This is a genomic window from Methylobacterium sp. Leaf117 (genome assembly GCF_001422985.1).
Taxonomy (GTDB): Bacteria; Pseudomonadota; Alphaproteobacteria; order Rhizobiales; family Beijerinckiaceae; genus Methylobacterium.
This window is the reverse complement of the sequence record NZ_LMNL01000003.1, coordinates 1-23,543: the sequence shown is the minus strand read 5'-3', so window position 1 is coordinate 23,543 and position 23,543 is coordinate 1. Positions and strand designations below refer to the sequence as shown.

Sequence of the window (23,543 nt, the reverse complement as noted above, 5' to 3'; positions counted from 1 at the left end):
GCGCACGGCGCAAACGCGGAACCGTTCGACGGAGAGATGGCTTGCACGTCGCACTGACGAACGGTCGATGATCGCTGAACCGGGTCCGTCCGCCCCCGCGCAGCAGGTCTCCCCGCCTTCACAGGTCCCGGCGCCGTCGCAGGACAAGCGCCTACACCACTACGCCGTCATTCCGGGTCGCCCGAGGCGAGCCCGGAATCCAGAGCCGCCGACCGTGCGAAATCTCGCACCCCCGCGTGTCTGGATCCCGGACTCCGCTGCGCGGCTCCGGGATGACGGCGTGCCGCTGGAGAATTCCGGTCAGCCGGTCTCCGTCAGCGACAGCCCTATCGTTCGGGCGCAAGCGCCTGTCCCGAGCCTCGCGCCGAGGCCGCAGGATCGTGGGGTCTTACGCGGTGGCTTCGCCGTACATCTTCTCGACGTGCTCCCAGTTCACCAGGTTCTCGATGAACGCCTTGAGGTAGTCGGGACGACGGTTGCGGTAGTCGATGTAGTAGGAGTGCTCCCAGACGTCGACGCCGAGGATCGGCTTGGCGCCGTGCACGAGCGGGTTCTCGCCGTTGGGGGTCTTCATGATGGCGAGCTTGCCGTCCTTAACCGCGAGCCAGGCCCAGCCGGAGCCGAACTGGCCGACGCCGGCCTGGATGAAGTCGGCCTTGAACTTCTCGAAGCCGCCGAGATCCTCGTCGATCTTCTTGGCGAGCGCACCCGGAGCGGCGCCGCCGCCATTGGGCTTCATCCACTGCCAGAAATGAATGTGGTTGTAGTGCTGGCCGGCATTGTTGAAGAGCGGCTGGTTGTTGCCGTAGGCGGAAGTCAGGACCTCCTCGACGCTCTTGCCTTCCAGGCCCGTGCCCTCGAGCAGCTTGTTGCCGGTGTCGACATAGGCCTTGTGATGCTTGTCGTGGTGAAACTCGAGGGTTTCCTTCGACATGTAGGGGCCGAGCGCGTCGTAGGCGTAAGGCAGTTCGGGCAGGGTGAAGGTCATGGGCAACTCTCCGGCTCGTGAGTCATCGGACACGATCAGGCGCGCGACCCGCGCGCGATCTTCGCACCAACGCGTCGTTACGTAAGTCGATGCCCGGGTGAAGTCGATGCCCTTCCGGGGCCGGCCCCATTCCCGGTCGGAGCCCGATCCGGTCGATCATCTTGACCGCGCGCCACGTGCGCGGAGGCGCCCGCCGCGCCATTCGGCGTTTTGCAAATGCCGGTCAGGCCTTTAGTGTGCGCGCCGCATCTGTAAGATGCAGGCGTTTGTCGAGAAGTCCATGAGCATCGCGCTGTTCGCGCTGGCCGCCGTCATGATCGTCGGAGGCATCGTATCGGTCATCCAGGGATTCCCCTACGTTCGGCTCGAGAGCGGTCTCGCCATGACCATCGCGGGCGCCACCACGGCTTCGGCCGGAGCCGTGCTGCTCGGCCTCGCCGTCGTCGCCGGCCGCCTGCGCGGGCTGGAACGGACGATGGCGGCCACCCGCGCGCCGGAGACCGCGCCTCCGGAGCCGCCGACGGCGGCGACCGACCCGGACAGCTTCACCGGGGGGATGGAGCCGGGCGTAGGTGCCCGCGGCCGCCCGAGCCTAGCCGCCACGGCTGCCAGCCTGGGCGCAGGATTTGGCGCCGGGGCAGGGCTCGGCGCAGGCGCAGGGCTTGGATCAGGCGCGGGGCTTGGATCAAGCGCAGGGCTTGGGACCACCGGCCGTCACGGCCTCGAACCGACCTTCTTCGATCCCGACCCGCCCTCGCAGCCGCAGCCGCGTGCGGTCGAACCGCTGCTGCCGAACCATCTGCCCGAGGACGCGCGGCCGGACGGCGCCTCCGCCTCGGACCACGACCTCTTCGCGGCTCCGTTGAGGGACACCCTCCGCCCCGGCATGCCCCTCGAAGAAGCCCCGCACGAGGATGCCCCGCACAACGAAGCCCAGCACGACGAAGCCCGGCACGACGAAGCCCGGCACGACGAAGCCCGGCACGGGACAGCCTTGGTCGAAGGAGCCTCGCCCCCGGACACTTTGCTCCCGCAACCGCCCCAGGCGGAAACCCCGTTCACGGAGATCGAGCCGGACGCAGCGGCGGCGACGCCCCCGCCCGCCGCCCCGATCGAAACGGTGCCGTTCGTGGAGATTCCGGCCGAGGAGCCTGCTCCGGAGAGCGTCCGGGAGAGCGCCCCTGCGAGCGCTTCAGAGACTGCGGCGGTTCCGACCGACGAGGCCGAGCCCGTCCCCGAGCCGGACCATCCGGTCGTGGGCACCTACAAGTCGGGCGGGAACACCTACGTCATGTACGCCAACGGGGTGATCGAGGCGGAGACGCCGCGCGGGCGCTACACCTTCGATTCCCTCGACGAGCTCAAGGCCTTCGTCGAGGCCGGCGGTGAAACCGACAACCGCGGCGCCGCCTGAGCGGCGCCCCGACCGGCACTCAGGCCAGCGGATTGAGCGCGGCGTTGCGGACAGGCAGGGGGGCGAGCATCGTCAGGGCGAAGCCCTCCGCCGGGTAGGCCATCGACACTTCCGCCCGGACCTGGGCCGTCAGCACCCGCTGGAGCAGGCGCGAGCCGAAGCCCTGGCGGGTTGGCGGGCTGACGGGCGGGCCGCCGCTCTCGACCCAGGAGAAGCGCAGGGTCCCGGCCGGGCCGCCGGGTTCCAGCGCCCAGGTGATGGCGACGCGCCCGTCGCGGGTGGACAGGGCGCCGTACTTGGCCGCGTTCGTGGTCAGTTCGTGGATCGCCATGCCGATCGGCACCGCGATCTCGGACGACATGTCGATCGGGGGCCCGGACAGCTGGATGCGGGCATCCCCGTCATCCGTTCCGGTCAGGGCGCCCTCGGCATAGGGCTTGAGTTCGTTGGCCAGCAGAGTGCGCAGGGAGGCGGTCTGCCACGTGTCCTCGGTGAGAACCGAATGGGTATGGGCCAGCGACATGATCCGCCCGACGAAGGCCTCGTAGAAGCTCTCGATGCTGGAAGCGGTGCGGGCGGTCGATCCGACGATGGCCTGGACGGTGGCCAGGGTGTTCTTCACCCGGTGGTGCAATTCCCGGATCAGGAGCGTCTGGCGCTCCTCGGCGAGCCGGCGCTCGGTCACGTCGGCGACGACCCCGATCAGGCGGCGCGGCAGGCGGTGGGGGGCATCGCGCTCGAAGCGCCCCGCGAAGTCGAGGGTGCGCCACGCCCCGTCGCTGAGGCGGCGGATGCGGCCCGAGACCGCCAGGGTGCTGTCCTCGCGCAGGGCCTGGGTGATGGCGGCGCGAAAGGCCGGGCGGTCCTCGGGGTGGAGCACGGTCTCGAGAAATTCGCGCTTGCCCAGGGCGCCGTCGGCGGCGCTGCGCCCGAAGATCGCGAACATGCGCTCGTTCTCCCAGATCGCCTGATCGTCGAGCATGTGCCACTCGAAGATCCCCAGGGCCGCCAGGGAGGTGGCGATGCGCAGGCGCTGCTCGCCGTCGCGCAGGGCGTTGCGGGCCTCGACCCGGGTGGTGACGTCCTCGACCACACCGACGAGGGCGGTGGTCCGGCCATGGCCTTCGGCCGCCGGGATGGCCTGCCCCCGGACCCCCACGTCGACGGCGGCCCCGTCGCGGGCGCGGCGCAGGCGGCATTCGAAGGCGAAGGGCTGGCCGTCCTTCAGGGCGGCGCGGACCTGGACCCGGATGCGGGCGGCCTCGCCAACGTCGAGGGTGGCCTTGAGGGCATTCCAGGACACCGGCATGCCGGGGGTGTAGCCGAGAAGGTGCGCGGCGCGGCGCGAGAGGACGACCCGCCCGTCGGTGAAATCGTAGCGCCACTCGCCGAGGCCCGCTGCCGTCAGGGCTGCTTGATTCTCCTCGGCCCGCACGACCTCGTCCGGGTCGACGGCTTCGACGACGAAGACCTGCCGGTCGTCGCGCATCGGCGAGGGCCGCAGACGCATGTCGAGACCGGTGCCGTCCGCGCGCATCCAGCGCCGGATGCAGGCCCGCGGGGCCACGGCGCCCAGGACCGAGAGAGAGCGCCCGTCGAGGGCACCGGCCGGATAACCCAGGAGGTCGCACAGGTAAGGATTGACGTCGCGGATCAGGCCGGCGCCATCGCTGACGAGAATGCCGATCGGTGCCTGTGCGAAGGCGGTGTCGCGCAGGTCCGCACTCCGATGCGGAGCCTGTTCCGAAGCTTCTCGCAAGCCCGGAGCTTCTCGCGAGCCTGAAGCTTCCTGCAGACCCGGAGCCTTCTGCCGATCTGAAGCGTCGTCCACGCCACATCCTCGCTCAGCGGGGTCCGACCTCGTGTCACGGACTCGCGGGCGAGTCCGACCGACAAGCGCGCACGCCATCGTCGACCATCAGACCGCTGAAGATCGGATGGAATAAGGCAGGAATGAGATGGCAATCCAGATTCGACGAACAACCCCCCTCCGAATGACGGCGTCGGATCTTTGATCCCCCGGGTCGATTTCGTGCGAGAGTTGCAGCCTGTCGGACGATGTCCTGTGCGACATCTTGGGGATGCCGGGGCTCGGCTTCGTTCAGGCGCCCGGTGCGACGCCCGAAACTGTCGCGACGCGGCGGAACTCCAGATAGCTCGGCGGCCGACCGGCGGCCAGCGCCTTGGCCTCGTAGCGCGTGCCGGGCCAGTCGGCCCAGGGCCGGGTCCAGTCTCCGGCCGCTTCGGCGGTCCAGGCCAGATCGGGGCAGCGCGCGGCGCGGACCAGCGTCCAGCCGGCGTAGTCGTCGATGTCGCTGGCGAAGCGGAAGATGCCCCCGGGCTTGAGCACGCGAGCGATCTCGGCCAGTGCGGCGTCGGAGACGAAGCGGCGCTTGCGCTGCCGGCGCTTCGGCCACGGATCGGGATAGAGCAGGTAGACCCGCGACAGGCTCGCCGTCGGCAGGGCCGCGAGCAGGGCCGTGGCGTCCTCGTCCCAGACCCGGACGTTGCGCAGATCGGCCTCATCCACGGCGCGCAGGAGCTTGACCACGCCGTTCACGAAGGGCTCGGCGCCGATGAGGCCGGTGCGGGGGTTGGCCGACGCCTGGGCCGCGAGATGCTCACCGCCGCCGAACCCGATCTCCAGCCAGACCTCGTCGGTCGGCACCGGAAACAACGCGTGCGGATCGAGGTGTTCGCCCTGGGGCGGCAGGCTGAGCCGCAGCATCGGCAGCAGCTCCGTCAGGCGCTGCTCCTGGCCGGCGCGCAGGCGCTTGCCCTTGCGGCGCCCGTAGAAGGCGCGGTCGGCGCCCTCCCCTTCGGTCCCGCCTCGCTGGGGCGGGTGTGGATCCCGCCCCAGCGTCATGGGGTCAGGCCAGCGCCGACTTGAGGCTGTCGGCGAGATCGACGCGCTCCCACGAGAAGCCGCCATCGGCCTCAGGGGCGCGGCCGAAATGGCCGTAGGCGGAGGTACGGGCGTAGATCGGCTTGTTGAGGCCGAGCTTGGTGCGGATGCCGCGAGGCGACAGGTCGAAGGCGTTCATCAGCACGTCCTCGAGCTTGGCCTCGTCGACCTGCCCGGTGCCGTGCAGGTCGACATAGATCGACAGCGGCTTGGCGACACCGATGGCGTAGGCGAGCTGGATCGTGGCGCGCGTCGCGAGGCCGGCCGCGACCACGTTCTTGGCAAGGTAGCGGGCCGCGTAGGCGGCCGAGCGGTCGACCTTCGTCGGGTCCTTGCCCGAGAAGGCGCCGCCGCCGTGGGGGGCCGCACCGCCGTAGGTGTCGACGATGATCTTGCGGCCGGTCAGGCCGGCATCGCCGTCGGGACCGCCGATGACGAACTTGCCGGTCGGGTTCACGTGCCAGACCGTCTCCTCGGAGACCCAGTTCTGCGGCAGGGCCGCCAGGATGTAGGGCTCGACGATGGCGCGGACGTCGGCTGAATCGAGCGATTCGTCGACGTGCTGGGTCGAGAGCACGATCTGCGTGACGCCGACCGGGCGGCCGTTCTCGTAGCGGACCGTGACCTGGCTCTTGGCATCGGGGCCGAGCTTGGCGGCATCGCCCTTCCGGCCCTTGCGGGCGTCGGCGAGGTCCTTGAGGATCTTGTGGGCGTAGTAGATCGGCGCCGGCATCAGCTCGGGGGTCTCGTCCGAGGCGTAGCCGAACATGATGCCCTGGTCGCCCGCGCCCTCGTCCTTATTACCGGACGAGTCGACGCCCTGCGCGATGTCGGCGGACTGCGCGTGCAGGTGGATCGCGATGTCGTTGTTCTTCCAGTGGAAGCCCGACTGCTCGTAGCCGATGTCCTTGACCGCCTCGCGGGTCAGCTCGGTCAGGTGATCGAAGGTCACCGAATCGGGACCGCGCACCTCGCCCGCGATGACGATCCGGTTGGTGGTCGCCAGCGTCTCGACGCCGAGGCGGGCCTCCGGCATGGCCGCCAGATAGGCGTCGACGACGGTGTCGGAGATCCGGTCACAGACCTTGTCCGGGTGACCTTCGGAGACCGACTCGCTGGTGAACAGGTAGTTGGAACGCGGCATGGAGCCCCCAATGGACTGAGCGCCCGGACGGATGGGGCGCCTTTTCTGAACGTCTCAGGCGCGAATGTCTGGCAGTCACGGCGCAGAGGGTCAAGCCGAAAGACCGGATAAATCCGCCATAGCGAACGAACCGGACGATAGATCAGCCCACAAGCTTGTCGTCGATGACCTGGAGCGCAGCGGCGAACTGGCGGCGCTCCGCCTCGGGAAAATGCGCCCTGACGTGGCGCACCACGATTTCGGCCAGTCCCAACCAGGGATTTTCGGAGGCATAGGTCTGCTGGGCCGGCTCGGAGAAACCGGGGCCGCTCCCCTCGCCGGCCGACGCCGTCTCCCCGTGGTCGAGGCCGTCGAAGAAATACGCGATCGGAACACCGGTCATCCGGCTGAAGGTGTCGAGATGGATGGCACTGATGCGGTTGGTGCCCTTCTCGTACTTCTGCAATTGGGCCGCGGACATCCCGAAGCTCTGGGCGACGCGCTTCTGGGTCAACGCAGCCTTCTTGCGCTGCTCCGCGATCCGCTGTCCCACATGCACGTCGCGTGCATCGGTCTTCTGTCCCGCCATTCCGCCCGACCCTCGTAAGCGCGCGAACGGTATGACCGGCACTCCCGGGCGTCAAACCGGCATCCCTGCGCGGCCCGCCTCTTGACCGCCGATCATGTGGACAATCAGACGCCGTCCCGCTTGAGGGCGTGCACGAGGCGGGCCGCGCCGGATTCCGCGTCCGGATTGCGCAGCTCCCGCATGCCCGGCGCCCGGCCGGTCGTCAGGAAGACGATCAGCGTCAGTGCCAGAATGATCTTGGAGCTCATCACCGCGGTCCCATCCGTTCAGGGATGGGCGGTCTAGCTTCGGCGTTCGGACAGAGACGCTGCGCCAGCGCACCTCGATTCGCCCCGGGCAGAAATCCGGGCGAACACGGTTAAGAAACACTCATGCCCCCGTCGTCGACCGGATCGGTCAGGAGTCTTGACCGATCCTGAAAGAATATGTGGCACGCCTATATTTCTCGCAACTTCATGATTTCTCAAGGTTTGCAGGATGCAAACCTGCTCTTCCGTGCCTATACTCTCGCCATACGGCACCGCAATGGCAGTGCAGGCAAGGACCCGCGCACAAGGTCCCGACACACGAAGGACTCTGCGACCTATGACGAGTGGACATCATCAGCAGACGGCCCAAATTCTGCCGTTCCGCAGCCGTCGCGATCTGGCGACCGACGCCTCGGGCCTGATCGGCAAGACGGAGGCGAAGGCGCAACGCCTGCCGCCGGCGGTTGCCTTCGACAGCTGGTATCATCAGGCCGCCATCGAGGACGCGTCGCGGACCCGCAAACCCTGACACCCGCATACCCTGACACCCGCATGCCCTGACGTCGGCTCGCCCGCGCTATGGATGCGATGTTCAGATTCGCGTCCACGCTTCACTGACGGGTCTCGCCCCCCCTTGCCGGGCGGTATCAAGTCGGGCGGTATCAAGTCCTTGGCGAAGGGAACCGTCAGGCTCACGTCGCCGGCCGCATCGACCATCACGAGATGCGCGCCGATCAGGCGGGTGTCATTGGGTAATTCGCCTACCCGGTGGTCGCCGATCTGCGAACACATACCTCACGGCGTATGCGGGCGGCCCTGATCCGTCCTACGTGAGACGCAGCCCCGCCAGCCCGCCAGGGGAAGCGCTCGGCGCCGCGACACGTCGCACGCCCGAGCAAAGATGGTGGCGTCCCCGGCAGGTCTCGAACCTGCGACCCCAGGTTTCATCCCACTTCGGCTTCCGCCGCCGCACCCCCGAGGGCGCGTTCGTGGTCTGGACTATCCCTTCACCGTAGACCTCGTCGCCGAGGTCCTTAGGTGCCGCCCGTCTAGTCTCTACACCGTCCCGGTCCCCGTCGGGGCATCGGGCTTGGCTCGGGATTGGCTGTGTCCGCGGGAAGCGGACGTTGAGCGTTCCCCGAATTTGAGCGGATCCGCCGCGCGGTTTCCCCTCGCGACGCCCAATTGTGATCTAGGAAACCTGTGCTCTGTCCAGCTGAGCTACGGAGACTCACCGGGAGCGTTCCTAACACCATCGCACGGGGCCGCCAACCGGGCAGGCGCATTCCGGGCTCCGCCCCAAACTCCTGCGTGGCGATCGATTTGTGTGGCGATCGATTTGTGTGGCGATCTTGCCGCAACGCGTCCTGAACCGCTCCGAGACACCGAGACTTCCTTGTCTCGGCCCGATCGCGGAGGACAATGGCGCCGGATTCGCAACGGGAGCCGGGGGCCGGGTTCGTGACGATCGCGCAGCGACCATCGCCCTGCCGGTGGAGAGCGGGCTGGCTCCTCGGCCTTGCCATGAGCGGGTTGCCGGCGCTGTCGAGCCCGGCCAGGGCCGTGGCGCCGGAATGCCGTGAGGCGCCCGCGCGGGAGGACCGCCTCGTTGGGCTCGGCCCCCGGGGCGAACTGATCCTCGCCTCGGGCGCGCGGGCCGTGCTCGACGGGGTGCACTGGCCGGACGGCCCGGAGAGCGCCGAAGCCGCGCGGGCCTGGCTCATCGCGCGACAGGGCCGCGCCCTGACCGTCGTGCCTCGGGGTGACACCGACCGCTGGGGCCGGTCACGGGTCGACGCGATCCCGGTCGAAGCGATCCCGATCCATGCGAGGGCGGGCGAGGCTGAGGCCGGCAGACAGCCGGAGGCCATGGACCTCGCGGCCGGCCTCGTGGCGGGCGGCCTCGCCGAGGTCGATGCGGGTGAGCGGGACAGCCTGTGTCGCCCGGCCCTCCTGGCCGTCGAGGCCGGAGCCCGGAGCCAGCGGCTCGGTCTCTGGAGTCAAGGCCGCCCCGAGGTCCGGGACGGGCCCGCCCTGCGCGAACGGATCGGCCGTTTCGTGGTGGCGGAAGGGACCGTCCTGTGGGTCGGCGAACGGGCGCGGCGGACCTATCTCGACTTCGCCCGCAAGGGTGAGGACGGGCTTACGGTAACCGTGTCGAAACGCACTTGGCGCCAGTTGCAGGAACGTGGTTTGCAGAGACCGGTCTTCCGGGACACGGATGGCCAAGATGTCGTTGGCCAAGATGCGGGTGGCCGGGGTGCGGACGGGAAGACGCCTGCGCCGCGGGCCACCGCTTGGCGTGGACGTCACCTCCGGGTCCGGGGCATCCTCGAATCTTGGCGCGGCCCGACCCTCGACATCGCGAGTGCCGACATGATCGAAGTTCTGGACGGGGAGCAGGCGCAGCGGCGCTGAACGGCATGGGTTCGATCCTCCGCCTCACGATGCGCGCGACCGCCCGGCCGCGCGCGGCCCGTCGCGGCGCCCGGCGGGGCGTCCGCGCCGGCACCTGGCCGGTCCTCGGCCTGCTGCTCTCGGGCTGCCTCGGCGATCAGACCGGCGCGGTGCCGCAGACGGCAGCGGTCGCGGTGCCACGCGAGGCGCCGCGCACCACCGGACGCGAGCGCACCGCCTCGGATGCCGACCACGCCAAGCTGGTGGCGTCCTTCGGGGGCGAGTATCGCTCGCCGGCCGCGCTCAAGCTCGTCAGCGACGTGACAGACCGCCTCGTGCGCTCGACCGAGCGGCCGGAAGAGACCTACGCGGTCACCCTGCTCGATTCGCCCGTCATCAACGCCTTTGCGCTCCCGAGCGGCCGCCTGTACGTGACCCGGGGCCTGCTCGCCCTGGCCAGCGACACCTCGGAAATCGCGGCTGTGCTGGCCCACGAGATCGCCCACGTCACCCTGCGGCACGCCACGGCGCGCACCGAACTGGCCCTGCGCTCGCAGCTGGTCAGCAAGGTGGTGGCCGACGTGCTCAACGATCCCGTCACCGGCGCGCAGCTGCAGAGCCAGTCGAAGTTCGCCCTCGCCCGGTTCTCGCGCGACCAGGAACTCGAGGCCGACACCGTCGGCGTGCGCACTCTGGCCAGGGCCGGCTACGATCCGTTCGGGGCCGGGCGCTTCCTCACCGCCCTGAACCGCACCACGGCGCTGAAGACCGGCACCGGCATGGCCGGTGAGCCCGACATGCTGGCCACCCACCCGGGCACCACCGAGCGGATCACCCTGGTGACCCGTGCCGGCCGCCTGATCGGTGCGCCGGGCCTCGGCGTCGACGAGCGCGCCCGCTACCTCGCGGCCATCGACGGCATCGCCTACGGCGACAATCCCGGCGACGGCGTCGTGCGCGGGCGCCGCTTCCTCCATCCGGGCCTCGGCATCGCCTTCGAGGTGCCTGAAGGCTTCTCGATCGAGAACACCCGCAACGCGGTGCTGGGCACCACCGGCGAGGGCAGCCGCCGCCTGCTGTTCGACCAGGTCGAGAGTCATCCGGGCCAGGGCCTCGACGAGGTGCTGAAGGCGACCTGGAGCGACGTGATCGAGCCCGGCTCCCTGGAGAACCGGATGGTGGCCGGCTACCCGGCCGCCACCGCCCTGTCGCGGGGCAAGGACTGGACCTTCCGCCTCGCCGCGATCCGGACCGGCGAGACGACCTTCCGGATGATCATGGCGGCCAAGGGCAGCACCGATCCGGACGGGGCCTTCCGACGCTGGACCGAGAGCCTGTCGTCGATCGATCCGGCCGAGACCCGCACCCTGCGCGCCCTGCGCCTCGTGGTCGTGACCGCGGGGCCGGGCGACACCGTCGAGACCCTGGCGCAGCGCATGGTGGTACCGGACAAGCCGCTGGAGCGCTTCCAGGTGCTGAACGGCCTCGAGCGCGGCGCGCACCTCCGGGTCGGCCAAGCCTACAAGGTCGTGGTCGAATAGGCGGCGCCGTTACCCGGCTCCGCCGCCCGTCGTCCGCCCCGTCGACCGTGCGCGCCCGCCCCGGATATCGGCTGAAGCACGATAGACTTGAGTTTTCGAGATTAGGAAAAAACCAAAGCACAATTCATGCGTGCAAGAACCAATAAGTCCCAGGCTCGCGCATGACCGAGCTGAAATGGCTCATGATATAGTTTATATTTTTACCTGGAACGACGGCTGATCTTCGGGTTATCCTATTCGGAACGGCCGCCCGCTGCGCCGGACTGATCTGCGGCGGTTGATTCCATCCCGTCGAGACGCGACATGATCGAGACCCTGACCGGCTTCCTCGACGGCACCAGCCTGGCTCCCCACGGGATCTGCCTGTCGTGGCGGCCGGAGCTGATCTGGACCCACATGGTCTCCGACGCGATCATCGCGCTGGCCTACTTCACCATTCCGGTCGCCCTCGGCGTCCTCGTCACCCGGCGGCGCGATCTCGTCTTCGGATGGATGGTCTGGGCCTTCGCGCTCTTCATCCTGGCCTGCGGCATCACCCATCTGTTGGCAATCTGGACCCTGTGGGTGCCGGATTACGCCGCCGAGGCCGCGGTCAAGGCGGCGGTGGCCTCGATCGTGACGGCCGCCCTCCTGTGGATGCTGCTGCGCAGGGCCCTGGCCCTGCCGTCGCCCAAGCAGTTGCGCAGGGCCAACGCCGTCCTGCTGGCCCGCGTGCAGGAGCGCGACGCGGCGCTCGCCGCCCTGCACGAAGCCTCGGCCGAGCGCGACCGGGCGGAGGAGATGCTGCGCCAGAGCCAGAAGATGGAGGCGATCGGCGCCCTGACCGGAGGCGTCGCCCATGATTTCAACAACCTGCTCGGCGTCGTCATCAGCAATCTCGACCAGATCGAGCGCTTCCTTCCGGCCGAGAGCGGCATGCATCGCCCCCTGCGCGGCGCCCTCACGGGGGCGGAGCGCGCGGCGGCCCTCGTCCAGAAGATGCTCGCCTTCGCGCGGCGCCAGCCCCTGCGGCCGGCCCGCCTCGACCCGAACGGGTTGATCCACGACCTGACAGAGCGTCTGCGCGGGTCCCTCGGCGCCGTCGAGAAGCCCGAGCTGGTCCTGGAGCCGCAGGCCTGGCCCGTCTGCGTCGATGCGAACCAGCTCGAGAACGCCCTGCTGAACCTGGCGATGAATGCCCGCGACGCCATGCCGGACGGCGGCTGCGCCGTGATCCACACCCGCAACATCCCGGCCGCCGAAGCGGCGCGGATCGCCGACCTGCCGGCGATCGATCACGTCGCCATCGTGGTGGAGGACAGCGGCACCGGCATGAGCCCGGAGACCCTGACCCGCGTCTTCGAGCCGTTCTTCACCACCAAGGCGGTGGGCGAGGGCACCGGGCTCGGCCTGAGCCAAGTCTTCGGATTCGCCAAGCAGTCCGATGGACATGCCGAGATTGTGAGCCGTCCCGGCCAGGGAACCTCGGTGTGGATCTACTTGCCACGCGACGGAACCCAGCTATCGTCAGTGCCTGCCGATGAAAAGACGGCACCAGCCGACCGCGTATCCCGCCTCGGTTTTGCCTGACGGAACGCGACGACGATGAGCGGCTCGCCCAAACCCAGAATCCTGATGGTCGAGGATGAGGCGCTTCTGCTCGAAGTCATTACCGCCGATCTCGAAGATTTCGGGTTCACGGTCGTCCAGGCCACCACCGCCGAGAGCGCCATGGCCATCCTGGAGGCCGAGACCGCGATCGACATCCTGTTCACCGATATCCGGCTGCCCGGGCAGATGGACGGGTGGCAGCTCGCCGAGGCGGCGCGACGGCTGCGTCCCGGCCTGCCGGTCATCTACGCGACGGGTTTCTCGCAGACGCCGCCCCGCCTGATCGAGGGCAGCGTGTTCTTCGCCAAGCCCTATCGGGCGGTGAGCCTGATCAAGGCGATCGCGTCCTTCGAGGTCGGGCCGGACGCGGCGTGACGCCGCCGAACCGTCCCAACCGCCGGGTCACCCTGGCGGGGCTGGCCGGCACCGCGGCGGCGCTGACGGCTGCGTCGGCCCGGATGGCCCAGGCCGGAGATGGGTCTGCCCCGGACGCACCCGTCCCCGCATCCGCACGGCCGCTGCGCATCGCGATGCTGCTCTATCCCGGCATGACCGCCCTCGATCTGGTCGGGCCGCAGGCGCTCCTGGCCGGGATCGCCGGAGGCGGGCTCCACCTGGTGGCCCGCACGGCCGGACGCGTCGCCTCGGATACCGGGCTCGCGCTCGTGGCCGAGGAGAGCTTCGAAACCTGCCCGCGCGACCTCGACGTGCTGTTCGTGCCGGGCGGCGACGGCACGCCCGGCCAGATGCGCGACGCCGACACCCTGGCGTTCCTGCGCGATCGCGGGGCGCGGGCCGGCTGGATCACCAGCGTGTGCACCGGTTCGCTGATCCTCGGCGCCGCCGGTCTGCTGCGGGGCTACCGCGCCACCTCGCACTGGTGCGTACGGGACCAAGTGCTGCCGCGCCTCGGGGCGATCCCGGTGGAGGCGCGCGTGGTGTTCGACCGCAACCGTGTCACCGCGGCGGGGATCTCGGCAGGCCTCGACTTCGCCCTGGCGCTCTCCGCGCGCCTCGCTGGCGGGGACGCGGCCCGCACGAGCCAGCTCGTGGCGGAATACGCCCCGGCGCCGCCGTTCGACGCCGGAACGCCCGCGGCTGCCGGCCCGGCCATCACGGCCCGAGCCCGGGCGATCCTGGGCCCGCTGATCGCGGGTTCGGAAGCGGCGGCTGCGGCGATGGCTGCGCGCCCGTGACGACCGTTCGGCCCGAAACCTGCAGGTGCGTACGTCGGCATCTGCCACTCAGGCGGGCAGGCGCCGGGATCGCAAAGGACTGGCATACGGATTCATCGCACGAGACTTTCCCGCGAGATCATCGCATCCCGGATCGGCGCGGCGTCGCGCGGATCTTCGCTTCTGACCAGGATAGGACAAACCCATGGCGGCAGGCTTCGCGGGCGACCTCACACGCGTCAAATCGCTGGAACGGCTGAACCGGGACGCGGAAGGGGGCGAGAACAAGCTCACCCGCACCCTCGGTCCCTGGAGCCTCATCGCCCTCGGCATCGGCGCGGTGATCGGGGCCGGCCTGTTCTCGCTCACCGGCATCGCGGCGGCCGAGTATGCCGGCCCGGCGGTGGTGATCTCCTTCGTCATCGCCGCCATCGGCTGCGCCTTCGCGGGCATGTGCTACAGCGAACTCGCCGGCATGATCCCGGTGGCGGGCTCGGCCTACACCTATTCCTACGCCACCATGGGCGAGTTCGTGGCCTGGATCATCGGCTGGGATCTCGTGCTCGAATACGCGGTGGGCGCCGCCACCGTCTCGGTGAGCTGGTCGAGCTACGTCACGCGCTTCCTGCACGACACCCTGGGCATCAACCTGCCCCCGAGCCTCGTCCGCTCCCCGTTCGAGACCTATGCGCTTCCCGACGGCACCATGGCGCACGGGCTCGTCAACCTGCCGGCGATCTTCATCATCGTGGCGGCCTCGGCGCTCCTGATGATCGGCATCCGGGAATCCGCCCGCGTCAACGCCGTCGTCGTCGTGATCAAGCTCGCCGTGGTGGCGGTCGTGATCGGCGTCGGCCTGTTCTACATCAAGGCGCAGAACTACGTGCCGTTCATCCCCGAGAACACCGGCACCTTCGGCGAGTACGGCTGGAGCGGGATCATGCGGGGCGCCGGGGTGGTGTTCTTCGCCTATGTGGGCTTCGACGCGGTCTCGACGGCGGCGCAGGAGGCCAAGAACCCGCAACGCAACATGATGATCGGCATCCTGGGATCGCTAGCGATCTGCACGGTGATCTACATCGCCTTCGCGGGCGTCCTCACCGGCCTCGTGCATTACGACCAGATGAAGGGCGACGCCGCCCCGGTGAACACCGCCATCGGCCAGACCCCGTTCCCGTGGTTGCGCAGCCTCGTGACGCTCGGGGTGATCGCGGGCTTCTCCACCGTGATCCTGGTGCTGCTGCTCGGCCAGAGCCGGGTGTTCTACTCGATGAGCCAGGACGGCCTGCTGCCGGGCTTCTTCTCCAAGATCCACCCGACCTGGAAGACGCCCTACCGGTCGAACCTGTTCTTCATGGTGTTCACCAGCGCCTTCAGCGGATTCCTGCCGATCTCCGAACTCGGCCACATGACCAGCATCGGCACGCTGCTGGCCTTCATTCTCGTCTGCGTCGGCGTCATCATTCTGCGCCGGACCCAGCCGGATGCACGCCGCGACTATCGTACGCCCCTGGTACCCCTCGTGCCGATCCTCGGCATCGTCAGCTGCTTTGCCATGATGGTGTCGCTCGATGCGGAGACCTGGCTGCGCCTGATCGTCTGGCTCGCCATCGGACTGGTGATCTACTTCGCCTGGAGCCGTCACCACAGCCGCATCGGGCGCGAGACCACGACGTAACCCGCCAAGGACCTGATCGGCCGGCCGCCCCTCCCTCGGGACGGGGCGCCCGTCAGGCGCTGCGGGCCAGAGCCAGGGGCGGAACCGCGCGGACCGGCTCGCCCACGGCCACGCTCTGGCGCTCGCGGGCGATGAACGCGGTGGGCATCACGGCCTGCATGTCGGCCTCGACGCTGCGCAGCATCGCGTCGGTGTGGCACGGATGCAGGTGGATGATGGCGAGCGCCCCGACACCGGCGGCCTGGGCCAGTTCCACGCCCTTCTGCCAGGTTGAGTGACCCCAGCCCCGGCAGACCGGATACTCGCCCTCGGTGAACATGCCGTCATAGACAACGAGGTCGGCGTCGCGCACGAAATCCGTCAGGGCGGTATCGGGCCAGGGGTCGCTGTGCTCGATGTCGCTGATCACGCAGAGCCGCCGGCCCGCATGTTCGAACCGGTATCCGACGGAGCCCTGCGGGTGATTAAGCAGGATGGTGTCGACCGAAGTCCCGTCCGGGAAGGTCAGTCGCTCGCCCGCCCTGAAGCCGTGATGGGCGAGGTGGCACGGAATGATGTCGAGGGTCACCGGAAACAGCGGCGGCGCGAACAGGCGATCGAGGGCCTCCGAGGCGCTGGCGCCGTCGAGATTGCCGCAATAGGTGTTGAGGGTCCGGGTCGGATCCAGCACCACCGGCTTGAAGAACGGCAACCCGGCCGTGTGATCGAGATGCAGGTGGCTGAAGAGCAGGTCGATCGCCTTCGGCATCGCGTCGCGATGGTGCCGGCCGCAGGCATTGATGCCCGAGCCCGCATCGATCAGGAACAGGCGCTCGCCGCAGCGGACCTCCAGGCACGGGGTGTTGCCGCCGAACTCGGTGTAATCCGGGCCGCTGACGGGCGTCGAACCACGCACACCCCAGAAAGTGAGGGTGAGGCCGTCCTCCGCGGCGGGATGGGTGAAGAGGGTCATCGTTCGATTACCATGTGCCCCGATCCCGTTCAGGTCGAGTGCCTTTCGTCGCGCCGACGCGATCCAGTTCGAGCAGATCGGCGATGGGCAGGTGCAGGGATCGAAGTGGAACGCCTCTGAGGTAGTAATCCCCCGAGACCCCCGATGTGCGAGCCCGCACATGGCCGGGAGCGGAATCATCCGCACGACGGTCCGAGGCCGGGTCGTGTCTGACGAGCCACAGCACCCCGTCAGCGCTGGGCCAGCACGTCGACGACGTCGCGGATCGGACCCGTCGCGGGCGGCGGCAGAGTGCCCGACAGGCTCAGGCGGACGAGACGCGGCCACGCGACCGGATAGCCACCCGGTTCGGCGCCGGTCGTGGTCAGCACCGGCGCGAAGCGGGCCGCCGGGCGCTCGTGGGCGGGCACGAAGCCGGGCATCCGGGTCCGCGAGAACAGCGAATCCGGTGCGATCCAGCGCGACCACACCGCCTCGGCGACCTGGACCGGACGCGGCCGGGCGGCGATGACCACCACCTCCTGCCCCGCATAGGCCAGGGCCTCGGGCCGGCTGACGTCCCCGAGCGAGGTGCCCTTGGCGGCGAGCGCCGCCCAGAACGGGTGCTGCGCCCCGTCCGAATAGGTGGTGCGGACGGCCGCGCTGCCCTCGTCCACCAGGGTGGCGATGCGGGCTTCCTCGGCCCTGCGGTGGGCGGCGACGATGGCCTCCTTGGCCGGGTCTCTGGCGGGCGCGAAGGCGTAGCGCCCCGCCACGACGCTGACGGCCGGCTCCTCGCCGAGGGCCTCGAAGCGGTCGGCCCCCTCCTTGAGCTGGCGCCAGAAATCGATGTTCGGATCGGTCCGATGGCGGGCCATGTTCGCGGCATTCATCCGGAACGGATAGGACTGGAACTGGAACGCGGCCTGACCGCCCGCGAAGGCTTCGCGGGCGATGGCGTAGATCTCGCCCGCCACCGGGTCGGTCATGGCAAAGCACCCCATCGACGAGCAGACCCCATGCACCATCACGGCCGAGCCGGTGGAGCCGTGGGCGCGGTCATAGGCGTTGGGGTAGCCGACGTCGAAGGAGAGATAGTAGCGCGAATTCGGGTTCATCTGGCGCTGGGGCACCGTGTAGAAGCCCTCCGGCGTCTGGCGGTCGCCGGTCCTGCGCTTCGGCCCGAGCTGGCCCGACCAGCGGCAGATCGGAAAGGTCTTCACGTGGACGAAGCGGCCGCTGGCGGCCCGCTTCCAGACCTCGATCTCGGATTCCTTCTTGTAGGCCCGGAACAGCACCGGCGCGGCGGCGGTGGTGCCCTTGGCCTGCATCAGCGCCAGGGTGGCGGCCGGAATCGGCGCGAAGGCCTTGCCCGTCGCGGCCGAGGCGGACTCGACGGCGGCCGGGACGGTGATCAGGCCCCCGAGGGCGAGGAGCACCGGGACCGCGAGGCGGTTCGGACGCGTGAGAAGCGAAATCCGGCGGGCCGGGTTCCGGGACAGACAGACCATGCGCGGCCCTGAAGAGCGCCCCGTCCGCTCGGTCGCGGACGGCCGTGCACGATGCACGCCAACCTGCCTATCGCATCCCATTGGGGCGGCAATAGGGGCCGCTCGGTTATCCCGGGGACGTGAGGGGCTCCCGTGCTGCTTCCTCGCTGCTTCCTCGGCGATCAGGCGGCCATCACCGTGTTGCGTTCGACGCGCAGCACCGCGTCGAACGGCGCGATCCCGTCGAGCGCCCGAGCGTCGGGCAGGCAGACGACGAGACCCCGGCCGGCCCGGGCGGTCCGAAGGGCTCCGAGGCGGGCCCGGATCTCGTCGGACCGTCCATCCTCGAGCGCGATGGCGATGACGACGATGTCGGGCCGGCGCACCAGGCAGCGGGCGAGATCGATGGCGATGCGCTCGCGCGGGCCGATGGCGTTCTCGCCGAGGCTGGCGCCGCCTCCGGCCAAGCCCGGCTCGACCCGGCTCTCCAGGCCGAGGCGATAGACGGCGGGCTCAAGTCCCTCGTCGGCCAGCACCCGGCGTACCAGGGCCCGCACCCGGGCTTCGGCGCCGGCCTCCTCGCCGTTGATGCGGCCGAACAGGATATTCTCCTCCAGGCTGGCGGCGGCGGTGAGCCGGGCGGGATCGTAGAACTCGACGCTGCCCCGGAGATGCGGCGGCATCAGGCGCGCGAACGAGCGCCGGGCCTCCACCAGCCGCTCCTCGAAGGCGGCGTCGATGAGGCCGAAGCGGTGCCGGGTCTCGCTGTAGCGGAGCGCCAGGCCGATCAGGCGCTTGCGGTCGCGCTGGCCGGCCGGGCCGCGGCGCCAGCCCTTGGCCTCGGGCTGCCGCCCGACGAGATCCTCGAAGAAGCCGCGCTCGGAGGCCGGGAACAGCGAGAACGTCTCGAAGAGCGGGTGGTCGTCCGGCAGGTCGGCGAAGATCTCCACGAGGCTGCGGGCGACCTGAAGCCCGATCTCGGTGAGCGGTCGGCTCAGTCCCTCGGCCTCCAGCACGGCGCGCAGATAGGGATGGGCGGCGATGTGGTCCTGCGCGAAGGCCGGCCCCACCGCCTCGCCGAACAGGATGTTCTCGCCGACCGTGGCCTGGTGGTTGTAACGGGCGGGGTCGAAGGGTTCCACCAGACGCCCGGCCTTGTCGGCGGCCAGGGCCTCGCGCACCGCGTGGCGGGCGGCGACCACCGCGCGGGCGATCTCCGGCTCGGCCGCCGGGTCGACGGTGCCCTCCAGGCCCCGCGCATACGCGAAGGCGTCGAGGCCGGTGATTCGCAGGGTCGCGATGAGTTCGTCGCGGTCGGGCGCAACGGCGGCGCCGTAGAGGATGTTCTGGCGCAGGGTGCCCTCGATCAGGATGGCCTCGGCGCCGGCCAGCGCGATGCGCCGGGCGCGCGCCTCCGGCTCGAAGGCCCGCAGGTCGGTGCCACCGTAGCTGACGGCGCCGGCTGAAGGTTCGAGCTGGCCCGCCAGGATCGCGGCCAGGACCCGGCTGCCACTGCCGCGCTCGCCCAGGATGGCGACGTGGCCGGGCATCGGCAGGGTGGCGTCGACGCCGGCCAGACGCTCGCCGGTGGCGGGGTCGTAGGCCCCGACCCCCTGCGCCACCAGCGTTCCCGCTTCCGGCAGGGCCGTGATCGTGCCCGGCCGCACCGGGGCCCGGCCTTCCAGCGCCGGCACGTCGAGGGCGACCTCGCGAAACGGCCCCGCGACGGCCCGGTGGAGGCTGGCCATCCGCAGGGTCACGGTCAGCGCCACCACCGCGAGCGCGAAGCCGCCGCCGGCGGCCAGCAGTGCCCCGGGCTCGACCGGCGCGGTGGTGCCGTCATGGCCGCGCCACAGCGCCACCGCGACCACGATCGCCGGAAGCAGGATCGCCAGCGCCATGGATGGGGCGCGGGCGTAGGCCAGGGCGGATTCGGAGGCTTCGAGCGCATCGCGGGTGTGGGCGCCCTTGGCGGCGAGGCGCTGGCGCTCGAAGGCCGCCGCCCCGTGGGCGCGCACCGCCGGCATGCGGCGGATCAGATCGGCCAGGGCGCGCCCGGCCGCACCGCCCGCGCGCAGCCGGAGGGCGGCCCGGTCCTGCATCCGGCGCTGGATCAGCGCCCGGGCCAGCCCGGCCGCCACCAGCCCGACCGCCACGGTGGGGACGAGGCGCGGCGCGGCGAGCCAGGACAGGACCAGGGCGAGGCCGGTGGCGCCGACGGCCAGCGCCGGCACCAGGATCGCCAATCCGAACAGGGTGTCGAGGCGCGCCAGAAGATCGCCCATGGCCTGCGCCAGGGCACGGGCCTCGTCGCGGGCGCTCGGGGGGGCATGCAGAATGGCCTCCATGACCCGCCCCTGGAGGGCCGCCACCGTGCGGGTCTGGGCGTGGAAGCAGAGGCGCGCCACGGCCCAGCCGAGGCCGGCGGAGGCCAGCGCCGCGGCCGCGAGTCCGACGAAGGCTGCGCGTACGAGGTCGGCCGGCGGCAAGCTCCAGCCGGCAAAGGCGACGAACGGCCCCTCCGCGGGCGAGCGCCAGGGCAGCGTCGCGGCGATCCGCAGGAACTGGCCCACCGGTTCGGTGTCGTGGACCTGGACGCCGACGAGATCCCGCAGGCACAGCAGCGCGAGCAGCGCCAGCGGCCCGCCCAGGCCGAGCGCCAGCCCGACCGCGGCGGCATGCTCGCGCCGCGCGGTCCGCCAGGTGAAGGCGATCGGATCGCGGTCCATCGGCACCCTGTCCACGACGCCCCGGGACACGGGGCATGGCTGCGGCTTAGAGGATCGTCCGCCGCGGTGAAAGCGCGGGGACGCACCTCGACCGGCCTCCAGCGCGGTCCTCCGTCAACCGCAGACATCCCGATCGCGGCAATTTTAACACAACCATAACGGGAAATTTGGTGGTCCGGCTCACGACGGCGCGGCAGTCGATTCCGTCATGGACCCGTCGTACGGCCAAGCTAGCGCTGCACCGCAACAAGGCTTCGGCCTGCTTTCCGTGCGAGGCTTCGTGTCCAGACATCTCAAGACCGCCCTGCTGGCTGCGACGGGCCTTCTGCCGCTCGGGGCAACCGCACAGCAGATCCCGACATCCCCGCCGGTGGGCTTCACCAACAGCACCTCGGTCAGACCCGGAACGGTCGTTCCGCGCGTCCTCGACAGCTTTGTCGGGTTGATGACGGCCAATCCCGCCGTCATGACCCAGAACTACCAGACCGTCGTTCAGATGACGCAGGCCCGGACCGCGGACCAGACGCTGGCGGCCATCCATGACGACCGCACCGGGCAGGCCTACAGCATCCTGAACGGGCTCGGTCCCCTCACCGCCGCCTATCTCACCGGCGCGGGGGCCTCGTTCACCGGCACCCGGCCGGCGAAGCTGACGCCGACCACCTACGCGACCACGACGCTGGCGGATTACGGCCGAAGCCTCAACACCGGTTCGAACGCGAACGGAGGCGCGACGACGTTCGGCGACGGGACGGCGACGCCCCTGGCGGCGGCCGTCGGCTTCATCGACAACACGGTCCGGGCCAATGCCTCGACGGAACCCTCGAAGCGCGTCTTCGGGCGCTATCAGGGCCTCAATCCGGCCCTCGATCCCCTGGCGGCCCGCTTCAACGACTACAATGCCACCACGAACAAGACGGCCCTATCCGCCGCCGACACGGCGAATTTCGTGGTTCCGAGCTACCTCGCGAACTTCCCCGTCCCGGCGGTCTACGGAACCGCGGAGCGCTGGGTGAAGGGCTTCACCGTCACCCAGGCGATGATCGACGCCAACGGCGGACGCCCCCTCGTGGCCCCCGATGTCGGGTCCTTCAACGCAGCCGGTGCCTTCACCCCCACGACCTTCGGGGTCGGTGCCTACGTGCCGGGAATCGGGACCGCGCCCCGCCCCTACCGCGTCACCACCGATGTCGCCGTGCCGGTGCTGCTGAATCCCCGGAAGAACACCACGAACGCCTACGCGGATGGGGGTTATCCGAGCGGCCACACCAATTCCGGGTATCTCCAAACCCTGGGGGTCGGCTTCCTCGTGCCGCAGCGGATGCAGGAACTCCTCACTCGCGCCTCCGAGGTCGGCAACAACCGCATCCTGGCCGGCATGCACTCGCCCCTCGACGTGATCGGCGGCCGGATGCAGGCGACGGCGATCGCCGCCACCAACATCTACGCCGCCCTCTATGACGCGGCGGGCAACCGGATCGACTGGACCAATCCGGCCAATGCCGGTGCCTACGCGGTCTATCAGGCCTACCAGCAGACGCAGGCCTACCTCGCCGCGAGCTGCGGGGCGGGAACCGTGTCCGGCTGTCTCGCCGGGACGGCAGCCAACCGGGCGGCCGATCCCTTCGGCAATGCCGCGCAGAACAAGGCGGACTACGCCGCCCGGATGACCTACGGCTTCCGGCCGACCGGAGCGGGCACGCCCCTGACGGCCGCGGAGGTTCCGGTCCAGGCGCAGGTGCTCCTCCTCACCCGCTTCCCCTATCTCAGCGACGCGCAGCGCCGGGAGGTTCTGGCGACCACGGGCCTGCCCTCCGGCTATCCGCTGCTTAGCGGCAACACCTATGACGGCTGGGGGCGCCTGAACCTGTACGCGGCGGCGGACGGGTACGGCGCGTTCAACGACGCCGTGACGGTGACGATGGATGCGGCGCAGGGCGGGGTCTCGGCCCTCGACAGCTTCAACAACGACATCGGCGGTCGCGGCTCGCTGACCAAGGCGGGCAGCGGCACCCTGGTGCTGACCGGCACCAACACCTATGCGGGCGGCACCACCATCGCGGGCGGCACTCTCGTGGCTTCCGCCGCCGGCCTCGGCTCGGGCGCCATCCTGGACAATGCCAGCCTGATCCTCCACCAGGCCACCGACGCCACCCTGGCCAACCCGATCGCCGGCCGCGGCACCCTAACCAAGACCGGCGCCGGCAGCCTCGCGCTGACCGGCCTCAGCACCCTGTCCGGCCCGGTCGGCGTCGCCCAGGGCCGGCTCGCGGTCGACGGCAGCCTGGCCAACGCGCTCGTGACGGTGGGCGACGGGGCCAGCCTCGGCGGCACCGGCACGATCGGCGGCCTCGCGGTTCAGGCCGGCGCCGTGGTGGCGCCGGGCAATTCCATCGGCACCCTGACCGTCGCCGGCAACGCCGCCTTCGCGGCCGGCACGACCCTCCGGGTCGAGGCCGACGCCGACGGYCGGGCCGACCGCCTCRCCGTGGCCGGCACCGCGACGCTGGCGGGCGGCACCGTGCAGGTGCTGGCGGCCGAYGGCGCCTACGCTCCGCGCACCCGCTACACCGTCCTGACCGCCGCCRRCGGCGTGCAGGGCCGGTTCGCCGGGGTCAGCGCCAACTTCGCCTTCCTGACGCCGACCCTCGGCTACGGCGCGAACGCGGTCGACCTGACCCTGACCCGCAACGACGTGGCCTTCTCCACCATCGGGCCGCTGCGTCTTCAGGCTCTCGGGTTGCG

The 23,543-nt window shown here is 70.2% G+C and carries 18 protein-coding genes; 9 read left to right on the top strand and 9 right to left on the bottom strand.

What is annotated here, in order from left to right:
* Nucleotides 1–388 precede the first annotated feature (388 nt).
* Entirely contained in the window at nucleotides 389–988 is a 600-nt protein-coding gene (locus ASF57_RS04455; protein ID WP_055946939.1) for a superoxide dismutase, read from the bottom strand.
* A gap of 280 nt (nucleotides 989–1,268) precedes the next feature.
* Between ASF57_RS04455 and ASF57_RS26345 the strand changes: the two genes are divergently transcribed.
* Nucleotides 1,269–2,402, top strand: a complete 1,134-nt coding sequence (locus tag ASF57_RS26345) for a hypothetical protein (protein ID WP_056184770.1) — start codon at nucleotides 1,269–1,271, stop codon at nucleotides 2,400–2,402.
* A gap of 19 nt (nucleotides 2,403–2,421) precedes the next feature.
* Here ASF57_RS26345 and ASF57_RS04445 read toward each other — a convergent pair whose 3' ends face one another.
* The 5 genes from ASF57_RS04445 to ASF57_RS26340 all read right to left on the bottom strand — a co-directional run bounded on the left by ASF57_RS04445 (nucleotide 2,422) and on the right by ASF57_RS26340 (nucleotide 7,267).
* On the bottom strand, nucleotides 2,422–4,161 hold the full coding sequence (locus tag ASF57_RS04445; protein ID WP_056480555.1) for an HWE histidine kinase domain-containing protein: 1,740 nt from the start codon (nucleotides 4,159–4,161) through the stop codon (nucleotides 2,422–2,424).
* Between the two features lie 342 nt (nucleotides 4,162–4,503).
* A complete protein-coding gene (locus tag ASF57_RS04440; protein ID WP_082503678.1) occupies nucleotides 4,504–5,268 on the bottom strand; it encodes a tRNA (guanine(46)-N(7))-methyltransferase TrmB in 765 nt (254 codons plus the stop codon).
* A gap of 4 nt (nucleotides 5,269–5,272) precedes the next feature.
* Nucleotides 5,273–6,451 (bottom strand): methionine adenosyltransferase, encoded by a 1,179-nt coding sequence (gene metK, locus ASF57_RS04435; RefSeq protein ID WP_056480554.1) that lies wholly within the window; start codon nucleotides 6,449–6,451, stop codon nucleotides 5,273–5,275.
* A 142-nt stretch (nucleotides 6,452–6,593) separates the two neighbouring features.
* The gene (locus ASF57_RS04430) at nucleotides 6,594–7,019 is read right to left on the bottom strand and encodes a helix-turn-helix transcriptional regulator (RefSeq protein WP_056480553.1); all 426 of its coding nucleotides are present in this window, start codon (nucleotides 7,017–7,019) and stop codon (nucleotides 6,594–6,596) included.
* Between the two features lie 104 nt (nucleotides 7,020–7,123).
* Nucleotides 7,124–7,267: a hypothetical protein gene (locus tag ASF57_RS26340; RefSeq protein WP_200935813.1), complete on the bottom strand. Its 144-nt coding sequence runs from the start codon at nucleotides 7,265–7,267 to the stop codon at nucleotides 7,124–7,126.
* 337 nt (nucleotides 7,268–7,604) lie between these two features.
* Here ASF57_RS26340 and ASF57_RS26170 point away from each other — a divergent pair, with 337 nt between their 5' ends.
* From ASF57_RS26170 to ASF57_RS04395, 7 genes are all read left to right on the top strand, one after another.
* Nucleotides 7,605–7,796, top strand: coding sequence for a DUF2735 domain-containing protein (locus ASF57_RS26170; RefSeq protein WP_056480551.1), 192 nt, complete (start codon nucleotides 7,605–7,607; stop codon nucleotides 7,794–7,796).
* Nucleotides 7,797–8,791: 995 nt separating this feature from the next.
* Nucleotides 8,792–9,685: a DNA-binding protein gene (locus tag ASF57_RS26335; protein WP_200935812.1), complete on the top strand. Its 894-nt coding sequence runs from the start codon at nucleotides 8,792–8,794 to the stop codon at nucleotides 9,683–9,685.
* 5 nt (nucleotides 9,686–9,690) lie between these two features.
* Nucleotides 9,691–11,205: a M48 family metalloprotease gene (locus ASF57_RS04415; protein ID WP_244476808.1), complete on the top strand. Its 1,515-nt coding sequence runs from the start codon at nucleotides 9,691–9,693 to the stop codon at nucleotides 11,203–11,205.
* Nucleotides 11,206–11,508: 303 nt separating this feature from the next.
* Nucleotides 11,509–12,774 carry an ATP-binding protein gene (locus ASF57_RS04410; RefSeq protein WP_056480549.1) on the top strand — a complete coding sequence of 422 codons (1,266 nt, stop codon included), beginning with the start codon at nucleotides 11,509–11,511 and terminating at the stop codon, nucleotides 12,772–12,774.
* A 15-nt stretch (nucleotides 12,775–12,789) separates the two neighbouring features.
* Nucleotides 12,790–13,170 (top strand): response regulator, encoded by a 381-nt coding sequence (locus ASF57_RS04405; RefSeq protein ID WP_056186984.1) that lies wholly within the window; start codon nucleotides 12,790–12,792, stop codon nucleotides 13,168–13,170.
* 83 nt (nucleotides 13,171–13,253) lie between these two features.
* Nucleotides 13,254–13,991: a DJ-1/PfpI family protein gene (locus ASF57_RS04400; RefSeq protein WP_244476815.1), complete on the top strand. Its 738-nt coding sequence runs from the start codon at nucleotides 13,254–13,256 to the stop codon at nucleotides 13,989–13,991.
* Between the two features lie 184 nt (nucleotides 13,992–14,175).
* The gene (locus tag ASF57_RS04395) at nucleotides 14,176–15,648 is read left to right on the top strand and encodes an amino acid permease (RefSeq protein WP_056480546.1); all 1,473 of its coding nucleotides are present in this window, start codon (nucleotides 14,176–14,178) and stop codon (nucleotides 15,646–15,648) included.
* Nucleotides 15,649–15,700: 52 nt separating this feature from the next.
* On the opposite strand, the gene ASF57_RS04390 is transcribed toward ASF57_RS04395, so the two are convergent.
* The 3 genes from ASF57_RS04390 to ASF57_RS04380 form a co-directional block, all read right to left on the bottom strand.
* The gene (locus ASF57_RS04390; protein ID WP_056480543.1) at nucleotides 15,701–16,600 is read right to left on the bottom strand and encodes an MBL fold metallo-hydrolase; all 900 of its coding nucleotides are present in this window, start codon (nucleotides 16,598–16,600) and stop codon (nucleotides 15,701–15,703) included.
* 230 nt (nucleotides 16,601–16,830) lie between these two features.
* Nucleotides 16,831–18,090 (bottom strand): murein L,D-transpeptidase family protein, encoded by a 1,260-nt coding sequence (locus ASF57_RS04385; RefSeq protein WP_056480540.1) that lies wholly within the window; start codon nucleotides 18,088–18,090, stop codon nucleotides 16,831–16,833.
* Nucleotides 18,091–18,251: 161 nt separating this feature from the next.
* Entirely contained in the window at nucleotides 18,252–20,798 is a 2,547-nt protein-coding gene (locus ASF57_RS04380; protein ID WP_056480731.1) for an ABC transporter transmembrane domain-containing protein, read from the bottom strand.
* Nucleotides 20,799–21,078: 280 nt separating this feature from the next.
* On the opposite strand from ASF57_RS04380, the gene ASF57_RS04375 reads away from it, so the two are divergent.
* The coding region (locus tag ASF57_RS04375) for an autotransporter-associated beta strand repeat-containing protein (protein WP_244476807.1) at nucleotides 21,079–23,543 on the top strand (2,465 nt) is incomplete at its 3' end.

Bases quoted from the DNA above. Each gene is read 5' to 3' on its own strand.
- ASF57_RS04430 (WP_056480553.1), bottom strand. From the start codon at position 7,019: ATGGCGGGACAGAAGACCGATGCACGCGACGTGCATGTGGGACAGCGG.
- ASF57_RS04405 (WP_056186984.1), top strand. From the start codon at position 12,790: ATGAGCGGCTCGCCCAAACCCAGAATCCTGATGGTCGAGGATGAGGCG.
- ASF57_RS04410 (WP_056480549.1), top strand. From the start codon at position 11,509: ATGATCGAGACCCTGACCGGCTTCCTCGACGGCACCAGCCTGGCTCCC.
- ASF57_RS04390 (WP_056480543.1), bottom strand. From the start codon at position 16,600: ATGACCCTCTTCACCCATCCCGCCGCGGAGGACGGCCTCACCCTCACT.
- ASF57_RS04395 (WP_056480546.1), top strand. From the start codon at position 14,176: ATGGCGGCAGGCTTCGCGGGCGACCTCACACGCGTCAAATCGCTGGAA.
- ASF57_RS26345 (WP_056184770.1), top strand. From the start codon at position 1,269: ATGAGCATCGCGCTGTTCGCGCTGGCCGCCGTCATGATCGTCGGAGGC.
- ASF57_RS04385 (WP_056480540.1), bottom strand. From the start codon at position 18,090: ATGGTCTGTCTGTCCCGGAACCCGGCCCGCCGGATTTCGCTTCTCACG.
- ASF57_RS26335 (WP_200935812.1), top strand. From the start codon at position 8,792: ATGAGCGGGTTGCCGGCGCTGTCGAGCCCGGCCAGGGCCGTGGCGCCG.
- ASF57_RS26340 (WP_200935813.1), bottom strand. From the start codon at position 7,267: ATGAGCTCCAAGATCATTCTGGCACTGACGCTGATCGTCTTCCTGACG.
- ASF57_RS04400 (WP_244476815.1), top strand. From the start codon at position 13,254: ATGGCCCAGGCCGGAGATGGGTCTGCCCCGGACGCACCCGTCCCCGCA.
- ASF57_RS04380 (WP_056480731.1), bottom strand. From the start codon at position 20,798: ATGGACCGCGATCCGATCGCCTTCACCTGGCGGACCGCGCGGCGCGAG.
- ASF57_RS04440 (WP_082503678.1), bottom strand. From the start codon at position 5,268: ATGACGCTGGGGCGGGATCCACACCCGCCCCAGCGAGGCGGGACCGAA.
- ASF57_RS04455 (WP_055946939.1), bottom strand. From the start codon at position 988: ATGACCTTCACCCTGCCCGAACTGCCTTACGCCTACGACGCGCTCGGC.
- ASF57_RS04415 (WP_244476808.1), top strand. From the start codon at position 9,691: ATGGGTTCGATCCTCCGCCTCACGATGCGCGCGACCGCCCGGCCGCGC.
- ASF57_RS26170 (WP_056480551.1), top strand. From the start codon at position 7,605: ATGACGAGTGGACATCATCAGCAGACGGCCCAAATTCTGCCGTTCCGC.
- metK (WP_056480554.1), bottom strand. From the start codon at position 6,451: ATGCCGCGTTCCAACTACCTGTTCACCAGCGAGTCGGTCTCCGAAGGT.